Consider the following 12,894-nt stretch of genomic DNA (forward strand, 5'->3'; position numbering starts at 1 on the left):
AAGCCTCCTCGGCCGTCAGGCGTAATTCAGGGCAGTGTCACAGGCGTGAAGGATGTCTTCGACGCTGGGAATGTACAGCTGCTCCAGGCGATAGAGCGGCGGCGGAATGTCCGGCGCGGTGACCCGCTGGATCGGCGCCTGCAAATCCAGCAGCGCACGTTCGTACAGGCTGGCGGCGATTTCCCCGCCCAGGCCGCCGGAGCGTGGCGCTTCGTGGACGATCACGCAGCGCCCGGTCTTGCGCACTGACGCTTCGAGGGTGTCCAGGTCCAGCGGTTTGACGCAGGCCACGTCGATCACTTCCGCCGACACCCCATGCTCGGCAAGCGCGTTGGCAGCCTGCAAGGTTTCGTGAACGCTGGCGCCCCAACTGATGAGGGTGATGTCACTGCCTTCGCGCAGGGTAAAGCAGGTGTCCAGCGGCAGGCGTTTGCCATCGTCGACGAGGGTTTGCGGGTTCATGCGATAGAGGCGAGTAGGTTCGAGAAAGATCACCGGGTCAGGATCGTCGATGGCTGCCAGCAGCAGGCCATAGGCGCGGGCCGGCGAGGAAGGAATCACCACGCGCAACCCCGGTACATGGGCGAACATCGCTTCGGTACTTTCGCTGTGGTGTTCGGGCGCGCGAATCCCCGCGCCCATGGGCGAACGCATGACCATCGGGCAACTCAGGCGCCCCCGGGTGCGATTGCGCATGCGTGCGGCGTGGGACACCAGGTGTTCCATCGCGGCGTAGATGAAGCCCATGAACTGGATTTCCACCACAGGTTTCAGCCCTTGGGCCGCCATGCCGATGGCCAGCCCGCCGAGCATTGTTTCAGCCAGTGGCGAGTCGATCACTCGTTTGAAACCAAAAGTGTCGCGCAAACCCTGGGTGGCGCGGAACACGCCGCCGTTGACACCGACGTCCTCGCCCAGCACCACGACATTCTCGTCCTCGCTCATGGCGCGGTGCATCGCCAGGTTGACCGCTTCGAGCAGGCTGACTTTCTTATCTACAGCAGGCTTGTCCGTGGACAGATCATTCGCCATGACCAGCACCTCCATTACGACGGGCCACACGCTCAAGGAACCACTCGCGCTGATCGGCCAGCGGGGCCGGCCATTTCGCGTAGACATGGTCGATGACCGACTCGGGCGCCTGGTTGCCGGCGTTCTCGAAGTTATCCACAGACTGCTGGACCAGGCCCTGGCATTCGGCGATCAAGGCCTGCTCCCGGCCCTCGTCCCACACGCCCTGGGCAGCCATGAATGACTGCAGCCGTTTGATCGGCTCCTCCTGCCAGGCCTGCTTGACCTCATCGGCGGGACGATAACGGGTGGCGTCGTCGGCGGTGGTGTGATCCCCCAGCCGATAGCTGATGCATTCCAGCAACACCGGGCCCTTGCCCTTGCGCGCACGTTCCAGCGCCACCTGCATGCGGTCATACACAGCAAGGATGTCGTTGCCGTCCACCTGCTCGCCATGAAAGCCCGCGCCGACGGCCTTCTGCGCCAGGGTTGGGGCGCCGCACTGGATGCGCCGGGGCACGGAGATCGCCCACTGGTTATTGTTGATGACGAACACCACCGGCAATTGCCAGGCACCCGCCACGTTCAGGGCTTCGAGAAAATCGCCCTTGCTGGTCGCACCGTCGCCGCAGGTGGTCACGGCCACGCGATGCTCGCCCCGGATCTTGAAGGCACTGGCCACCCCGCAGGCATGCAGCGCCTGGGTCGCAATGGGCACGCACAACGGAAAGTCCTGGGCCACGGCAGGCTCGGCATAGTCACTGCCGCGTTCGTCGCCGCCCCAGTACAGGAGAATTTCTTCCATGCGCACCCCGCGCATCAGTTGCACGGCAGTGTCGCGGTAATAGGGAATCAGCACGTCGTCTGGGTGCATCAGGCTGCCGATGGCAACACCAATGGCTTCCTGGCCGAGGGTGGGTGCGTAGGTGCCGATGCGGCCGGTGCGTTGCAGTGCCACGGCTTTCTGGTCGAAAAGCCGGGTCAGGACCATTTGTCGGTAAAGGCGGGTGAGGAGGTTGAAGTCATCGGCCCACTGGGGAAGCTCGCCGGTCAGTTGACCGTCCGGGGACAGATAACGGGTGTACGCAAGATCGATCTTGTTATTGGACATTGCACACTCCTGACACGCGCCCTCGTCGTGGCGCGTGATGGTCTTGGCTTTGCGACTTGTGGTCGAAAGCTTCGTTCGAATCGCGCCGGTAAGGCGCTTATTCGAGGTTCAACAGGCGTTCTGCCAATGCATCGGCTACCCGCGCGGGTGAGCGCTTCTCGGCCTGGGCATGGGCAAATACTTCAGTCAGCCGTGTTCCTATCTGGGACAGATGTGCGGTGATGGTGTTCTGGTTTTCTCCTTGATGTTGCAGCGCCAGGTAGATCAATCCCCCTGAATTGATGACGTAATCGGGAGCGTAGAGGATGCCGCGGGCTTCGAGCTGATCGGCGATGGCCGCGCAGCTCAACTGGTTGTTGGCGCCGCCTGCCACGGCCGCGCAACGCAGTTTGGTCACGCTGTGGCTGTTGAGCACGCCGCCCAGCCCGCAAGGCGCGAGAATGTCGCAAGCGGTGCTGAGCAAGGCCTCACTGGCAACCGGCTTGGCGCCCATCTGTTCCATGGCCAGTTGCACCTTGCCGCTGTCCAGGTCCGCCACCAGCAACTCTGCACCTGCCGAATGCAGTTGCTCGGCCAGGGCATAACCCACATGCCCCAGGCCCTGGATGGCCACTCGCAGCCCTTCGAGATTGTCGCTGCCCAGCCGGGCCATGGCCGTGGCGCGAATCCCGGCATACAGTCCCAACGCGGTATGGGCTGCCGGATCGCCGGTGTTGGTGGTGCTGGTGACGTGCTGGGTGTATTGGGCGATGCAGTCCATGTCTTCTATGGAGGTGCCACTGTCCATGGCCGTGATGTAACGGCCATCCAGGGTTTCGACGAAACGTCCGAATGCCTCGAACAGCGCCGCGCGATCCGGCACGTGGGCCGGACGCAGGACGACCGCCGTCCCGCCGCCCAGCGACAAGCCAGCCAGCACGGCCTTGTAGCTCATGTTCCTGGCCAACTGAATAGCGTCTTCTATAGCGCTCTCTTCATTCGGATAGGAAAGATAGCGACAGCCACCCAGAGCCGGACCTTTCTGGCTGCTGTGAATCGCGATCACGGCTTTGAGGCAGGTGTGCGAATCGACGATCAGGTGCAGCGATTGAACACGTGAACTTTGCATGAGAGCGAACATAGGCAGTGCTCCCGGTTTTTGTTCTGCGAGTATAGGCGCTGGCAGAAAAATCGACGGCTTCGTTGGGCAGATCCTGACAACCTGCCTGCAACGCCGACGCAGAACGCACCCTGCAACAATCGGCGCTGGACGAACCTTGCCCGCAGCGCTAAAACGGGAGCATCGTCAGCCTGAAGTCAGACGCCCGATCCGACCGGAGAAGCCGATGAACCCGCGCCAACATTGTCTCGAATGCCTGCAACGCATCCCGCCCTCGACGTTCGAGGCTGCCCTGTGGATATCTCTGGAACACGACGCCGGGGTGGACCTGGGGCAAACCCGGGAACTGCTCGCAGAACTGCAGCGTCGCATCAGCGCCGCCCTGCCCCTGATCCCGGCTGCCGAGCTCGCCCAGCCCTTGCTGCGCCAGATGGCGACGATCGGCTTTCAGCAGGACGACGTGGCCCAGCCCAAACCGCAGGTCGCGCTGTTGCACAAGATCGTCGAGCGCAGGCGCGGTCAGCCACTGGGGCTGGCACTGGTCGCGCTTGAGCTGGCCAGGCGCCTGGAGATTCCGCTGGAGGGGGTGAACTTTCCCGGGCATTTTCTGCTGCGCGTGCCGGGAGCCGATCACACGCTTGATCCTTGCGATGGCCGCAGGCTCTACCCCAAGGACTGCCGGGAATTGCTGCTGCGCCAGTTCGGCCCGGATATTGCGCTCAAGGCCGAGCACATGGTCACGGCAACGCCGGTCGCGATGATCCAGCGCCTGTCGCGCAACCTGCGGCATCTGCACCAGATCAACGATGATTTCATGGCCTCCCTCAAGGACGCCAACCGGGTACTGGAACTGGGCCAGGCCAACACAAGCGATTACCTCGCCCGCGCCAGCCTGTACCAGCATCTGGAATGCCCGCAGGCCGAACGATTCGACCTGGAGCACGCGTTGTTACTGAGTGACGATCCGGTACAGCGGATCAGGTTGACCCAGCGGCTGGTGCAACTGCCGTCGGGTCGGGCGATCCATTAGGCCAACATCCTGTAGACGCTGGTCTTCTGAAGCTTTTTCCAGGCCCAATCAATCACAGGCGATGCGACATACATCTTAAGGCTTTGCGCCCCTGTTGCCGCCACCCGGACCTCATCGGCTATGCCAATCAACCCGATAACCCCTTCTGCAAACAGCTTGAAAGCAGTACCCCGGTCACCCGAATCGTAGGCTTTGGCCGCCTCCACGAATTTTAGGCTAGTGGTGAGGACTGACCACGCAAAACTCGCCTGCGGGAATGGAAGCGTCAGGACAGTGACGGTCCAATCGATGACCTTCCACGCCACCGCACGTTGCCTCTCATCGATGCTGACAGTCGCACTGTCTACATCCCTGATCATGCGATCGATCATCTGCGAGTAGAGCTGACGAAAGTCCCTGACTGGCTCGTCGGTCCAGTACACGATTTTTATCACTGTCGGATTGTATTTGCCGCCCCGGTCGAGCGTGTCCATGAAGGTGCCGACATTCGTCTGCCCCTCGTGAGCAACGCGAGCCAGGTAATAGCTTTGCATCTCGGCAGTGTCCAGCAACTGTGCGTAGTCAGTCAGCGGTCGGAAATCCCGGCCATCTGGGGCTCCGGGGGTGTACAGCAACTCGTGACGAGGTTCATTGGCACTGTCATCCCGGAAACAGTAGACACCTTCGACCCGGTAGCCTGCGATAACGAATGGGGAAATATTTCGACTTCCCCGTGCCGTGGGTTTTGATGGCCCCCCGGTAATCGGAGTGATGATTTGGCTTAACCATGAATATTGGGCTGGATCCAGATGCCCTTTCACGAATTCCGTCATCGCGCCACGAAGCATCTCATAAGAGAGACGTTGAGCATATAGGGCTTGGCGCTTCTCGAAATTCGGGCTTGTGGGCTTCATAAACTCCGCAGTCAAATATTTCATGTACTGAACGCCAACATCGGCTTTTCTGATTTCCCCATTCAGGTGGTACATCAAATGACGGGGAAATTCTCGGCCATTCTGCCCAACGGACGAGTACATTTGAATCTGGGGCGGATAACTATGAGCAAAAGCTTTTCCATACATCAATAAGTCGTTGAAAGATTGCAGCTCACCAAAGTTCGGCGTATCGGTGTAAGGAACACCCTCGCTAACGTATAGCGTGTCCGGATCGACATGTTGTTCATAACCGAGACCGTACAGCCAGGCGTTCAGAATATCCTTAGCCTTTGCGTGAACATAATCTCGAAACGGCATCATGTTCGCAGAGACTCTTGCGTATTCGTGATTCAGCGCTTCGATTCGAGCCTGCACCAGCGCCTGTTGCGATGGCGTTACATAGGTGGCGCGACGGTCCACCTGTGGGTCGAAGTGGCGTGTAGATAATCCCCGCAAGGCTTTTTGACGGACCAGGGCACGCAGGCAGTTTTCATAGCCTGATTCAGTGCTGCGAACGAACTTGCAGCTATCGACGCCCCAGGTCGAAGGCTTGAGCAGCACACTGTTGAGCGTGGAGATCACTCCCGACTGATTGGCCCCCGCCAACTGACGGCCTACGTAATTCCTTCCAGATTCAGCCGCCAGCCAGCCGCCGACCTCATGACTCAACTGCCGCCATGTGGCGAACTCATAGAAGTCGCGTCCATTGGGAGATCCAGGGGCGTACAGGACGTAGTGATCATCGGATGCCGTTTTTTCCTCGATGACAATCACATCCTTGAACCGGGTATCAGGGAACGCCAGATGAAGACTGCCAATGCTGTGAACGACTCCATTGCGGACGGCGTCAGTGCGAACATTCTGAACGAGGTCAACGCTACGATCTTGCAGCAAATGACCTTGCATCCTGGCTGAGAACGCACCCAGAGCGATAGCACAGTCACGATGCTGAGCCATGGCTCGAAGGCTCTCGTCATCGGCCGCGATCCGATGCAGCTCCTGCTCGTAACGTCGATGAAGGTCGAGCATATTAAGCATCCCGGTGACGAACCGGGCGGAGAAATCGACATGGATCTGATCGGGAGACGGGCTGAAGGTCATGCTGCCCGCACCTTCCGGCAGCCCTTGAAGCGCAAACTCCATCAGCGACTTCTGACAAGTAGCCGCCAACGTTTCATTGCCGCCCAACTCGATGGAGTCGTGCAAGGTAATCTGCACAAGATTCGGATCAACGAAACGGCCCAGATGTTGAGAGATGAAGTGGGTAATTTCCCGGTAGGCAAAATCTTCGAGTGATGTAACAGCGCTGAACAGTTCGTCGACGTTCTTCTTGCTTTCATCATTTGCCTGCTCAAGCTGCAACAGCCTGTCTTTCTGTTGGACGTCCGCATATTTGCGCCAATCCGGTTGCAGGATCTCGGTCATCTGCGCGGTCAGTGCGATGAAGCGATCCCCCATTGCATCGTCCAGATGCGCACAGGTGTGTACCCTCTCCAGCTCGGCATAGAATGTCGACCGGTCGGTATCCTTACCGTCTTGCGTGAGAAGGAAGTTGCAGTCCTTCATCTGCTTGTATTCCACCGCCTGCACATGGACATCGATAAGCGCATCGCTCATTGGCTCGAAGTGCCATGCATCCAGTCCGATCGTTGCCTGGCTTTGCAGACGCAACTGGTCACGGATCAACAGAAAGTCCTTCACGACATCCCCCAGTGGTCCGCTCAGTGCCTCACGCAACAAGTCGATGGATTCATAACGCTCGATTCCGCGAGCGGGCATGATCAGGAAAACCACGCCCGAAGGCTGCGCCTCCTGACGTCCCGCCTGGCTGGCGACATAGATCGACGGTACGGTCACGCGAGTGCCATCGGTGGTCGTCCACACGAGGCTGAATACTCCGTTTGCCGGAGCGGTGTCGAGAACATCGGCCAGGCGCTTCTGCTCATCGGCCGACAGCATCCCCGAATAACCGCGCAATGCGACTTCGCACTGCAGTGCGCGCCGATGCTCCCCGACCAAAGCCTCGGACTGGGTCCGGGGCTTGGCCGATGGATCCTGTGGGTTGGCATCCGGCACGTTCCAGGGGGCAAGGAGCCGCGCTCGGTAGTAGCCGGGCAAGACAGGGGCAAACCGTGTAACCGTATCTTGCAATTGACGATTCAGATCGTATGGAACCGCGGATTGATGCCCTATGCTGTCGTGGCGGGTGAAAAATCCTGCACCCTCGATGTCCACCACCGAGTGGCCATGACGCATGGCGTCCACCAGCAGGTCCGACATCGCGACGGAGTGAATACGCCCACTGTTGTCGAATTGGTTGAAGAAGATCGCGTGAGGGCTGGAAACCCCACAGGCCTGTTTCAGGTCAACGTCTTTCAGGGCCTCGACAAGCAGCTCGCAAGCACGCTCGCGCAGGCTGGGATGTCGGCTCAGCAGCGCATTGGAAGAAGCACTTGCGCGGGTCAGATCAGCCATCTGACGGGTGATGCAGTCGCGTCGATCAGAGGATCGTGGGAGGGCAATGGATATGTCGTTCATAGGTACAGCTCCAGGGTAGGTCGTTCGTCCCCTGGCGGCATCCAGCCGGTCGGGAAAGCAGACAAACGACGAAAATGAGCCGTCATGAAACGCCATCTTGAAGATACGGATGCGGTATATATTTATCGCATGGCGTTTTTCGGGCCGACGCAACATGTAGGAAAAACATTCAGGCACCGTATGAATACCCGGCGCATTGTTACCGCACTAGCAATACTGCATGTCGTAAACCGCTATGTTTTCACCAGCAGCAAACCCCTACCATGAACTCACTTCGCGGCCGCCCTCGCCGCGAACTGGAAACAGGATTCCTGAGACTGGCAGTTTCCAGACTCCTGCCCTGTTTCCCGACGTGGATTTTCAAGCTCCTGGATCTTACGTCTTGTTTAGCCGCTGCTTTTGCAGCGGCTTTTTTTATCACTGAAAGTTGTCTCGGCGCATGATGGCTTTTATATCCATATAAGCGTGCCGCCGCTTCAGCTCAAACCCGAATATTGACCAGCGGCTTTTCCCTTGGTGTTTTCGCGTACCCCTCCAGCGCCAACAAAACGGAAAGCGCCGCATTGACTTCTATCCGTTCGCCCTTGGCTAGCTCATTGTCTTTGAAAGACTCCCTGTTCAACGACGCCAGTTTGCCGGTCAGGAATTCATAGGCGTCAATTTCCCTGTCCAGCGTGAGGGGGTTGCCCTGTGCATCCAGCGGCATGTCCATACTGGATATGGAATGCGCAAGATCGCTGTCGATCAAACCCTGATCGGCTAAAAAAGCAGTCACCTCAAGCAACTGTCTATTTGTCGTGCGCCGGGGATCGAAACCGCTCAGGTCCAGATTGAGCCCTTCCAGTTTTTTTACATCGGCAATGGTCTTGTCCGACCAGTATTGCCGCACTTGCTGCTTGATTGCCTCCTCGCGTGGAGCAAGTCCGGATTTGACCTCAAACTTCTTGTCTGGAAGCGGCTGATACAGTTTCAGACGCTTCTCCACCTGACTCAAATTACCAATCATAAAACCTCCAAAAGACAGAATTCATCTTTTGAGGTGTCGGGCGGTTATCACCGGTATTGAGTCAAAATCCGTGAAGACGGGATCATTGCTTAATTTAGAGACAAGTCCTACAACCAGCCAAATAACTATCCTACAAAAACGGCCAGTCCGATCACTCGAACTGGCCGCCTCGAACTGCGGTAAACCCGTCAGCCGTTAAAGCGCTGCAAATTAGCCATCATCTCTTTCAGCGCTTCGACGTTATCCGCCGGATGAACAGCGTCGGTGAAGTCGCCGATGGCGCCCCACTGCGCCGCAACATCTTCAGGGGTGAATCCAGCGTGGGGATCGAATCCCGCGCCCAGGCTACGTTCCCAGCGCACTTTTCCGACCCAGCCGCCGCCAACTTCGTACAGCCCGGCGCTGTCCTGGCACTGTTCGCTGCCCAGGTACACCACTAACGGGCTGACCAGTTCCGGCTTGAGCAACTCGAAAACGCTGGCAGGGATCAGGCCTTCGGTCATGCGGGTGCCGCCCGTGGGGGCGATGGCGTTGACCAGGATGTTGTTCTTGCGCCCTTCCAGCGCCAGGGTGCGGGTCAGGCCATACAGCCCAAGCTTGGCCATGCCGTAGTTGGCCTGGCCGAAGTTGCCGTAGATGCCCGACGTGGAAGCGGTGAAGATCACCCGGCCATAGTTCTGTTCGCGCAGGTGAGGCCAGGCGGCGCGGGTGACTTTGTAGGCGCCTTCGACGTGAACGCGGTAGACCAGGTCCCAGTCGGCGTCCTCCATTTTTGCGAAGCTCTTGTCACGCAGGATCCCGGCATTGTTGACCACCACGTCGATGCGACCGAACGCATCCAGCGCGTGCTGCACGATGCGGTCGCCGTCGGTCACCGAGTCATGGTTGGCAACGGCCTGTCCGCCGGCTTCGCGAATTTCGGCCACTACGCGGTCGGCCGCCGAGGCGTTGGCGCCTTCACCATGGGCTGAGCCACCCAGATCGTTGACCACCACACGCGCACCGTGGCGGGCGAACAGCAAGGCGTGGGCACGACCCAGTCCGCCACCGGCACCCGTGACGATCACGACTTTATCTTCGAAACGTACAGATTCGCTCATGTGCTCTCCCCCATTTTGTGAAGGAGAGTGTCGGTCAGTCACGGGCCGGTCACAATCAACACGAGCCGTTCTGAATGGTGGTCGATAACGCAAAGGGATGATTGGCCGGAGCACTGTCCTGCACGACCCGAGATGTGGCGGCCACCGGCAACAGCCCGTAAAGCCCGCTGCGAAATTCTTCATACAGGCGCAGGACCAGGTTGGGCGCCTCGATGTGCGGATAGCGGCCGATGGCCGGGATCAGGATGGTGTCAGGATCGGGCACCAGCTCTCTATAACGTTCGACCATGTGCCGGCCGGACACCGGATCCCCTGCGCCATTGATGAAGCGCATCGGCACCCGGCCGTGCTGCATGGCCTGGACCCAGCGTTCCCGGTGGCGAAGGCGCTCCGGTATATAGCTGACCAGGCGGTACAGAATGTGATGCCCCTGGCCGGCGGCGATCAGGCTCCAGAAGTCATCCAGCTCACTTTCACTGGGGCGGGTATCGGGGCCGAACACGCGGCTGAAATCCCGGTCCAGGCTGCACCGGTCAAAAATCCGGCCGATCAGCCAGCCCAGCGGGCTGAGCAGCAGCTTCTGGATGAACAGCGCCCGGTGTGTTTCCGGAAACAACCCGCCATTGAGAAATACGCAACTGGCCATGTCGAACCGGCTTTCGCCGTGGCGGGCCAGCAACTCTTGGGCAACGCTGTCGCCGTAGTCGTGGGCCAGTACATGCACCGGCTGCGACACCTGAAGATGATCGAGCAACGCCTGTTGAAGGTCCGCCTGCTCGATGAGGCTGTAGTCATGATCGCGGGGTTTGTCCGAATCGCCGAAACCGAGCATGTCGCAAGCGATGACCCGATAACGGCGTGACAGAGGCTGCCACAGGTAATGCCAGTCCCAACTGGCGGTCGGAAAGCCGTGGATGAGCAGCAACGGCTCACCTTGCCCCGCCGCCCAGTAGCGGATGTTCCGGCCCCTGAACGCGAAGTCATGCCCACGGGTGCGCCAGACGCACAGCGGGATTTCCGCCAGGCTCATTACAGCGCAGTTCCTGGTTTGCAAAAATCGGCTTTCACGATCGGCGTCCCTCCGGCGGTTATTCTGCTCTCATGGTTCAGCAGTCTAGCCAGCCGTGGGGAAAGCGAAACTTGCCTTGGCAGCCACCTTAGTGGCCCGGCGAGTCAGCCTGTGGCGCAGCGCTCTGGCGCGGGCATCACAGGCCGGCGTGTGTTCAGGCGCTCAATTGCTGGACGAAATCGGCAAGCCAGGGCTCGGCGTCGGTTTCAGGAGTGACGGTCTCGCTGGCGTCCAGGCGCAGCATGTCCTGCACCTCGCGCACGCCCAGTTCCAGAAACAGTTCCCGCATCTGCTCGCCACCGCCGCAGAAGGTGTCGCCGTAACTGGCATCGCCCAGAGCAATCACGCCACCCGGCAGGCCGCGCCATGCGCCAGGCAGCACATCGCGGATCTGCGAGTACAGCGGTTGAAGGTTGTCGGGCAGCTCACCCAGGCCCGTCGTCGAGGTAACGGCCAGCAACGCCTCGGGCGCGAAGGCCTGCAGATCGGCCAGCGTCGCGCGGGAATTGAAATACACCTCGTGACCGGCGTCTTTGATGATCTGCTGAGCGTGTCGGGCAACTTCTTCGGCCGAGCCGTACACCGAGCCCGAAACAATGGCGACTTTCATGCTGTAATCCTGATTCCATGGCTGAGTAAAAAGTGCGCCATTATGCCTGAGGCGCTCGTAATGTCTTAGAATGCTGGCTTTGCGATGGCTGCCCGGGAGCGTGTAATGATTAACGCAAAACTGATGCAGCTGATGGTCGATGTATCCAATGACGGCATCGTGGTCGCCGAGCACGAGGGTGACGATAACATCCTCATCTATGCCAACAAGGCGTTCGAACGCCTGACGGGCTTCAGCGCCGACGAAATCCTGTATCAGGACTGCCGTTTTCTGCAGGCCGAGGACCGCGACCAGCCGGCGGTAGGCGTCATTCGCCAAGCCCTGGAAACAGGTGAGCCCTGCCGTCAGGTGCTGCGCAACTATCGCAAGGACGGGACGTCATTCTGGAATGAGCTGTCGATCACGCCGGTTTTCAACGATGCCGAGAACTCGATGTATTTCCTCGGCATACAAAAGGACGTGACCGAGCAGGTGCTGGCTCAGGAAAAAATTGTCGAATTGCAGGCCGAACTGGCGCAAGCTCGCCTTGAGATAGAGGCGTTGAAGCGCAAAATCCTGTAACTGACGAACGGCAGCAACCAAAAAACGAATTTATTGTCTCTTTTTTCAATAACCGGTTAATCGAGCTTGACCATGCAGCGCGACAATATCCTCACGCAGGATGAGCTGGACTTCATCCAGAACATGCAGCACAACCCCAAGCTGAATGTGCACGACAAGTCGCGCAGCCTGGTGGTTAATGGTGGAGTACAGATTCAGGACCTGCTGACGCGACTGGCCGCCCATGAGCAAGTGACGATTCAGGCGCAATTCGACAATCAGCAGATGACCTTTCCGCTGCATCTGGTCGAAGACGAGTTTCACGCGCTGCACCTGGAACTGGGTGCGCCGAGCATTTTCGAAGAGGGCCCGCGGATTCGTCCGTGGCGCCTGATTCTGCCGCAGCCAGTGGCACTGGAAACCGAGAAGGGCTCGCTGACCGCGCTGTGGGTCCATGAAATATCGTTCAAGGGCATCCTGCTGGAAATCCGCAAGCAGACCAAACCGCCCAAGTATTTCTCGGCCTGGTTCACCCCCAACGGCCTGGCCCCCATCGCGCTGCGCGGCACCTTCGAACGCCTGACCGAGCAAGGCCTGGCCGCCTATCGCCTGAGCCAGAACAGCAAGGAAGACACTGAGCGCCTGCGCCAGTACATCCTGCAGGAACACCGCAAGATTCATCCTTCGATGCACCTGTAGGAGCGCGCTTGCCTGCGATGGGGATCTCAAGATCGTCATCGCGGGCAAGCGCGCTCCTACAGATTAATACCACACCGTAGCAGCACGGCACCGGCGCTGCCCAGGCAACCGATCGGCGTGCCGATGATGTCGTCCTGAACCATGTCGGCCATTTCCCCTGCCAACAC

General features: G+C 59.3%; 12 protein-coding genes. 4 read left to right on the top strand and 8 right to left on the bottom strand.

Features of this window, described 5'->3' with window-relative positions:
* Positions 1-15: 15 nt before the first annotated feature.
* The 3 genes from ACIPO9_RS15080 to ACIPO9_RS15090 all read right to left on the bottom strand — a co-directional run bounded on the left by ACIPO9_RS15080 (position 16) and on the right by ACIPO9_RS15090 (position 3,242).
* Positions 16-1,032, bottom strand: coding sequence for an alpha-ketoacid dehydrogenase subunit beta (locus tag ACIPO9_RS15080; RefSeq protein WP_400781755.1), 1,017 nt, complete (start codon positions 1,030-1,032; stop codon positions 16-18).
* Entirely contained in the window at positions 1,022-2,122 is a 1,101-nt protein-coding gene (gene pdhA, locus ACIPO9_RS15085; protein WP_400781757.1) for a pyruvate dehydrogenase (acetyl-transferring) E1 component subunit alpha, read from the bottom strand. The genes ACIPO9_RS15080 and pdhA overlap by 11 nt, the downstream gene beginning before the upstream one ends.
* A gap of 97 nt (positions 2,123-2,219) precedes the next feature.
* On the bottom strand, positions 2,220-3,242 hold the full coding sequence (locus ACIPO9_RS15090; RefSeq protein ID WP_400781760.1) for a Glu/Leu/Phe/Val dehydrogenase dimerization domain-containing protein: 1,023 nt from the start codon (positions 3,240-3,242) through the stop codon (positions 2,220-2,222).
* Between the two features lie 205 nt (positions 3,243-3,447).
* On the opposite strand from ACIPO9_RS15090, the gene ACIPO9_RS15095 reads away from it, so the two are divergent.
* Positions 3,448-4,251 carry a SirB1 family protein gene (locus ACIPO9_RS15095; RefSeq protein WP_400781763.1) on the top strand — a complete coding sequence of 268 codons (804 nt, stop codon included), beginning with the start codon at positions 3,448-3,450 and terminating at the stop codon, positions 4,249-4,251.
* Here the strand turns inward: ACIPO9_RS15095 and ACIPO9_RS15100 are convergent.
* Entirely contained in the window at positions 4,248-7,703 is a 3,456-nt protein-coding gene (locus ACIPO9_RS15100) for a dermonecrotic toxin domain-containing protein (RefSeq protein WP_400781765.1), read from the bottom strand. The two genes, ACIPO9_RS15095 and ACIPO9_RS15100, sit on opposite strands and share 4 nt — an antisense overlap.
* 84 nt (positions 7,704-7,787) lie before the next feature.
* On the opposite strand from ACIPO9_RS15100, the gene ACIPO9_RS15105 reads away from it, so the two are divergent.
* Positions 7,788-7,970 carry a hypothetical protein gene (locus tag ACIPO9_RS15105; protein WP_400781767.1) on the top strand — a complete coding sequence of 61 codons (183 nt, stop codon included), beginning with the start codon at positions 7,788-7,790 and terminating at the stop codon, positions 7,968-7,970.
* Between the two features lie 214 nt (positions 7,971-8,184).
* Here ACIPO9_RS15105 and ACIPO9_RS15110 read toward each other — a convergent pair whose 3' ends face one another.
* From ACIPO9_RS15110 to ACIPO9_RS15125, 4 genes are all read right to left on the bottom strand, one after another.
* The gene (locus tag ACIPO9_RS15110) at positions 8,185-8,709 is read right to left on the bottom strand and encodes a hypothetical protein (RefSeq protein WP_400781770.1); all 525 of its coding nucleotides are present in this window, start codon (positions 8,707-8,709) and stop codon (positions 8,185-8,187) included.
* 188 nt (positions 8,710-8,897) lie between these two features.
* Complete coding sequence (locus ACIPO9_RS15115) at positions 8,898-9,809, bottom strand: SDR family oxidoreductase (protein ID WP_400781772.1); 912 nt, start codon at positions 9,807-9,809, stop codon at positions 8,898-8,900.
* A 55-nt stretch (positions 9,810-9,864) separates the two neighbouring features.
* On the bottom strand, positions 9,865-10,839 hold the full coding sequence (locus ACIPO9_RS15120; protein WP_400781775.1) for an alpha/beta fold hydrolase: 975 nt from the start codon (positions 10,837-10,839) through the stop codon (positions 9,865-9,867).
* Between the two features lie 193 nt (positions 10,840-11,032).
* On the bottom strand, positions 11,033-11,488 hold the full coding sequence (locus tag ACIPO9_RS15125; RefSeq protein WP_274136512.1) for a flavodoxin: 456 nt from the start codon (positions 11,486-11,488) through the stop codon (positions 11,033-11,035).
* A gap of 105 nt (positions 11,489-11,593) precedes the next feature.
* Between ACIPO9_RS15125 and ACIPO9_RS15130 the strand changes: the two genes are divergently transcribed.
* Both ACIPO9_RS15130 and ACIPO9_RS15135 read left to right on the top strand, forming a co-directional pair.
* On the top strand, positions 11,594-12,049 hold the full coding sequence (locus tag ACIPO9_RS15130; RefSeq protein WP_400781777.1) for a PAS domain S-box protein: 456 nt from the start codon (positions 11,594-11,596) through the stop codon (positions 12,047-12,049).
* Between the two features lie 72 nt (positions 12,050-12,121).
* Positions 12,122-12,727 carry a hypothetical protein gene (locus ACIPO9_RS15135; protein ID WP_274136510.1) on the top strand — a complete coding sequence of 202 codons (606 nt, stop codon included), beginning with the start codon at positions 12,122-12,124 and terminating at the stop codon, positions 12,725-12,727.
* The last annotated feature ends 167 nt before the right edge of the window (positions 12,728-12,894 follow it).

The sequence above is a fragment of the Pseudomonas sp. NPDC090203 genome, assembly GCF_044746765.1.
In the GTDB taxonomy this organism is placed as follows: Bacteria; Pseudomonadota; Gammaproteobacteria; order Pseudomonadales; family Pseudomonadaceae; genus Aquipseudomonas; species Aquipseudomonas putida_AD.

What these genes read in the sequence shown, in the direction of transcription:
- ACIPO9_RS15080 (WP_400781755.1), bottom strand. Translation starts at nt 1,032, where the DNA reads ATGGCGAATGATCTGTCCACGGACAAGCCTGCTGTAGATAAGAAAGTC.
- pdhA (WP_400781757.1), bottom strand. Translation starts at nt 2,122, where the DNA reads ATGTCCAATAACAAGATCGATCTTGCGTACACCCGTTATCTGTCCCCG.
- ACIPO9_RS15090 (WP_400781760.1), bottom strand. Translation starts at nt 3,242, where the DNA reads ATGTTCGCTCTCATGCAAAGTTCACGTGTTCAATCGCTGCACCTGATC.
- ACIPO9_RS15095 (WP_400781763.1), top strand. Translation starts at nt 3,448, where the DNA reads ATGAACCCGCGCCAACATTGTCTCGAATGCCTGCAACGCATCCCGCCC.
- ACIPO9_RS15100 (WP_400781765.1), bottom strand. Translation starts at nt 7,703, where the DNA reads ATGAACGACATATCCATTGCCCTCCCACGATCCTCTGATCGACGCGAC.
- ACIPO9_RS15105 (WP_400781767.1), top strand. Translation starts at nt 7,788, where the DNA reads ATGAAACGCCATCTTGAAGATACGGATGCGGTATATATTTATCGCATG.
- ACIPO9_RS15110 (WP_400781770.1), bottom strand. Translation starts at nt 8,709, where the DNA reads ATGATTGGTAATTTGAGTCAGGTGGAGAAGCGTCTGAAACTGTATCAG.
- ACIPO9_RS15115 (WP_400781772.1), bottom strand. Translation starts at nt 9,809, where the DNA reads ATGAGCGAATCTGTACGTTTCGAAGATAAAGTCGTGATCGTCACGGGT.
- ACIPO9_RS15120 (WP_400781775.1), bottom strand. Translation starts at nt 10,839, where the DNA reads ATGAGCCTGGCGGAAATCCCGCTGTGCGTCTGGCGCACCCGTGGGCAT.
- ACIPO9_RS15125 (WP_274136512.1), bottom strand. Translation starts at nt 11,488, where the DNA reads ATGAAAGTCGCCATTGTTTCGGGCTCGGTGTACGGCTCGGCCGAAGAA.
- ACIPO9_RS15130 (WP_400781777.1), top strand. Translation starts at nt 11,594, where the DNA reads ATGATTAACGCAAAACTGATGCAGCTGATGGTCGATGTATCCAATGAC.
- ACIPO9_RS15135 (WP_274136510.1), top strand. Translation starts at nt 12,122, where the DNA reads ATGCAGCGCGACAATATCCTCACGCAGGATGAGCTGGACTTCATCCAG.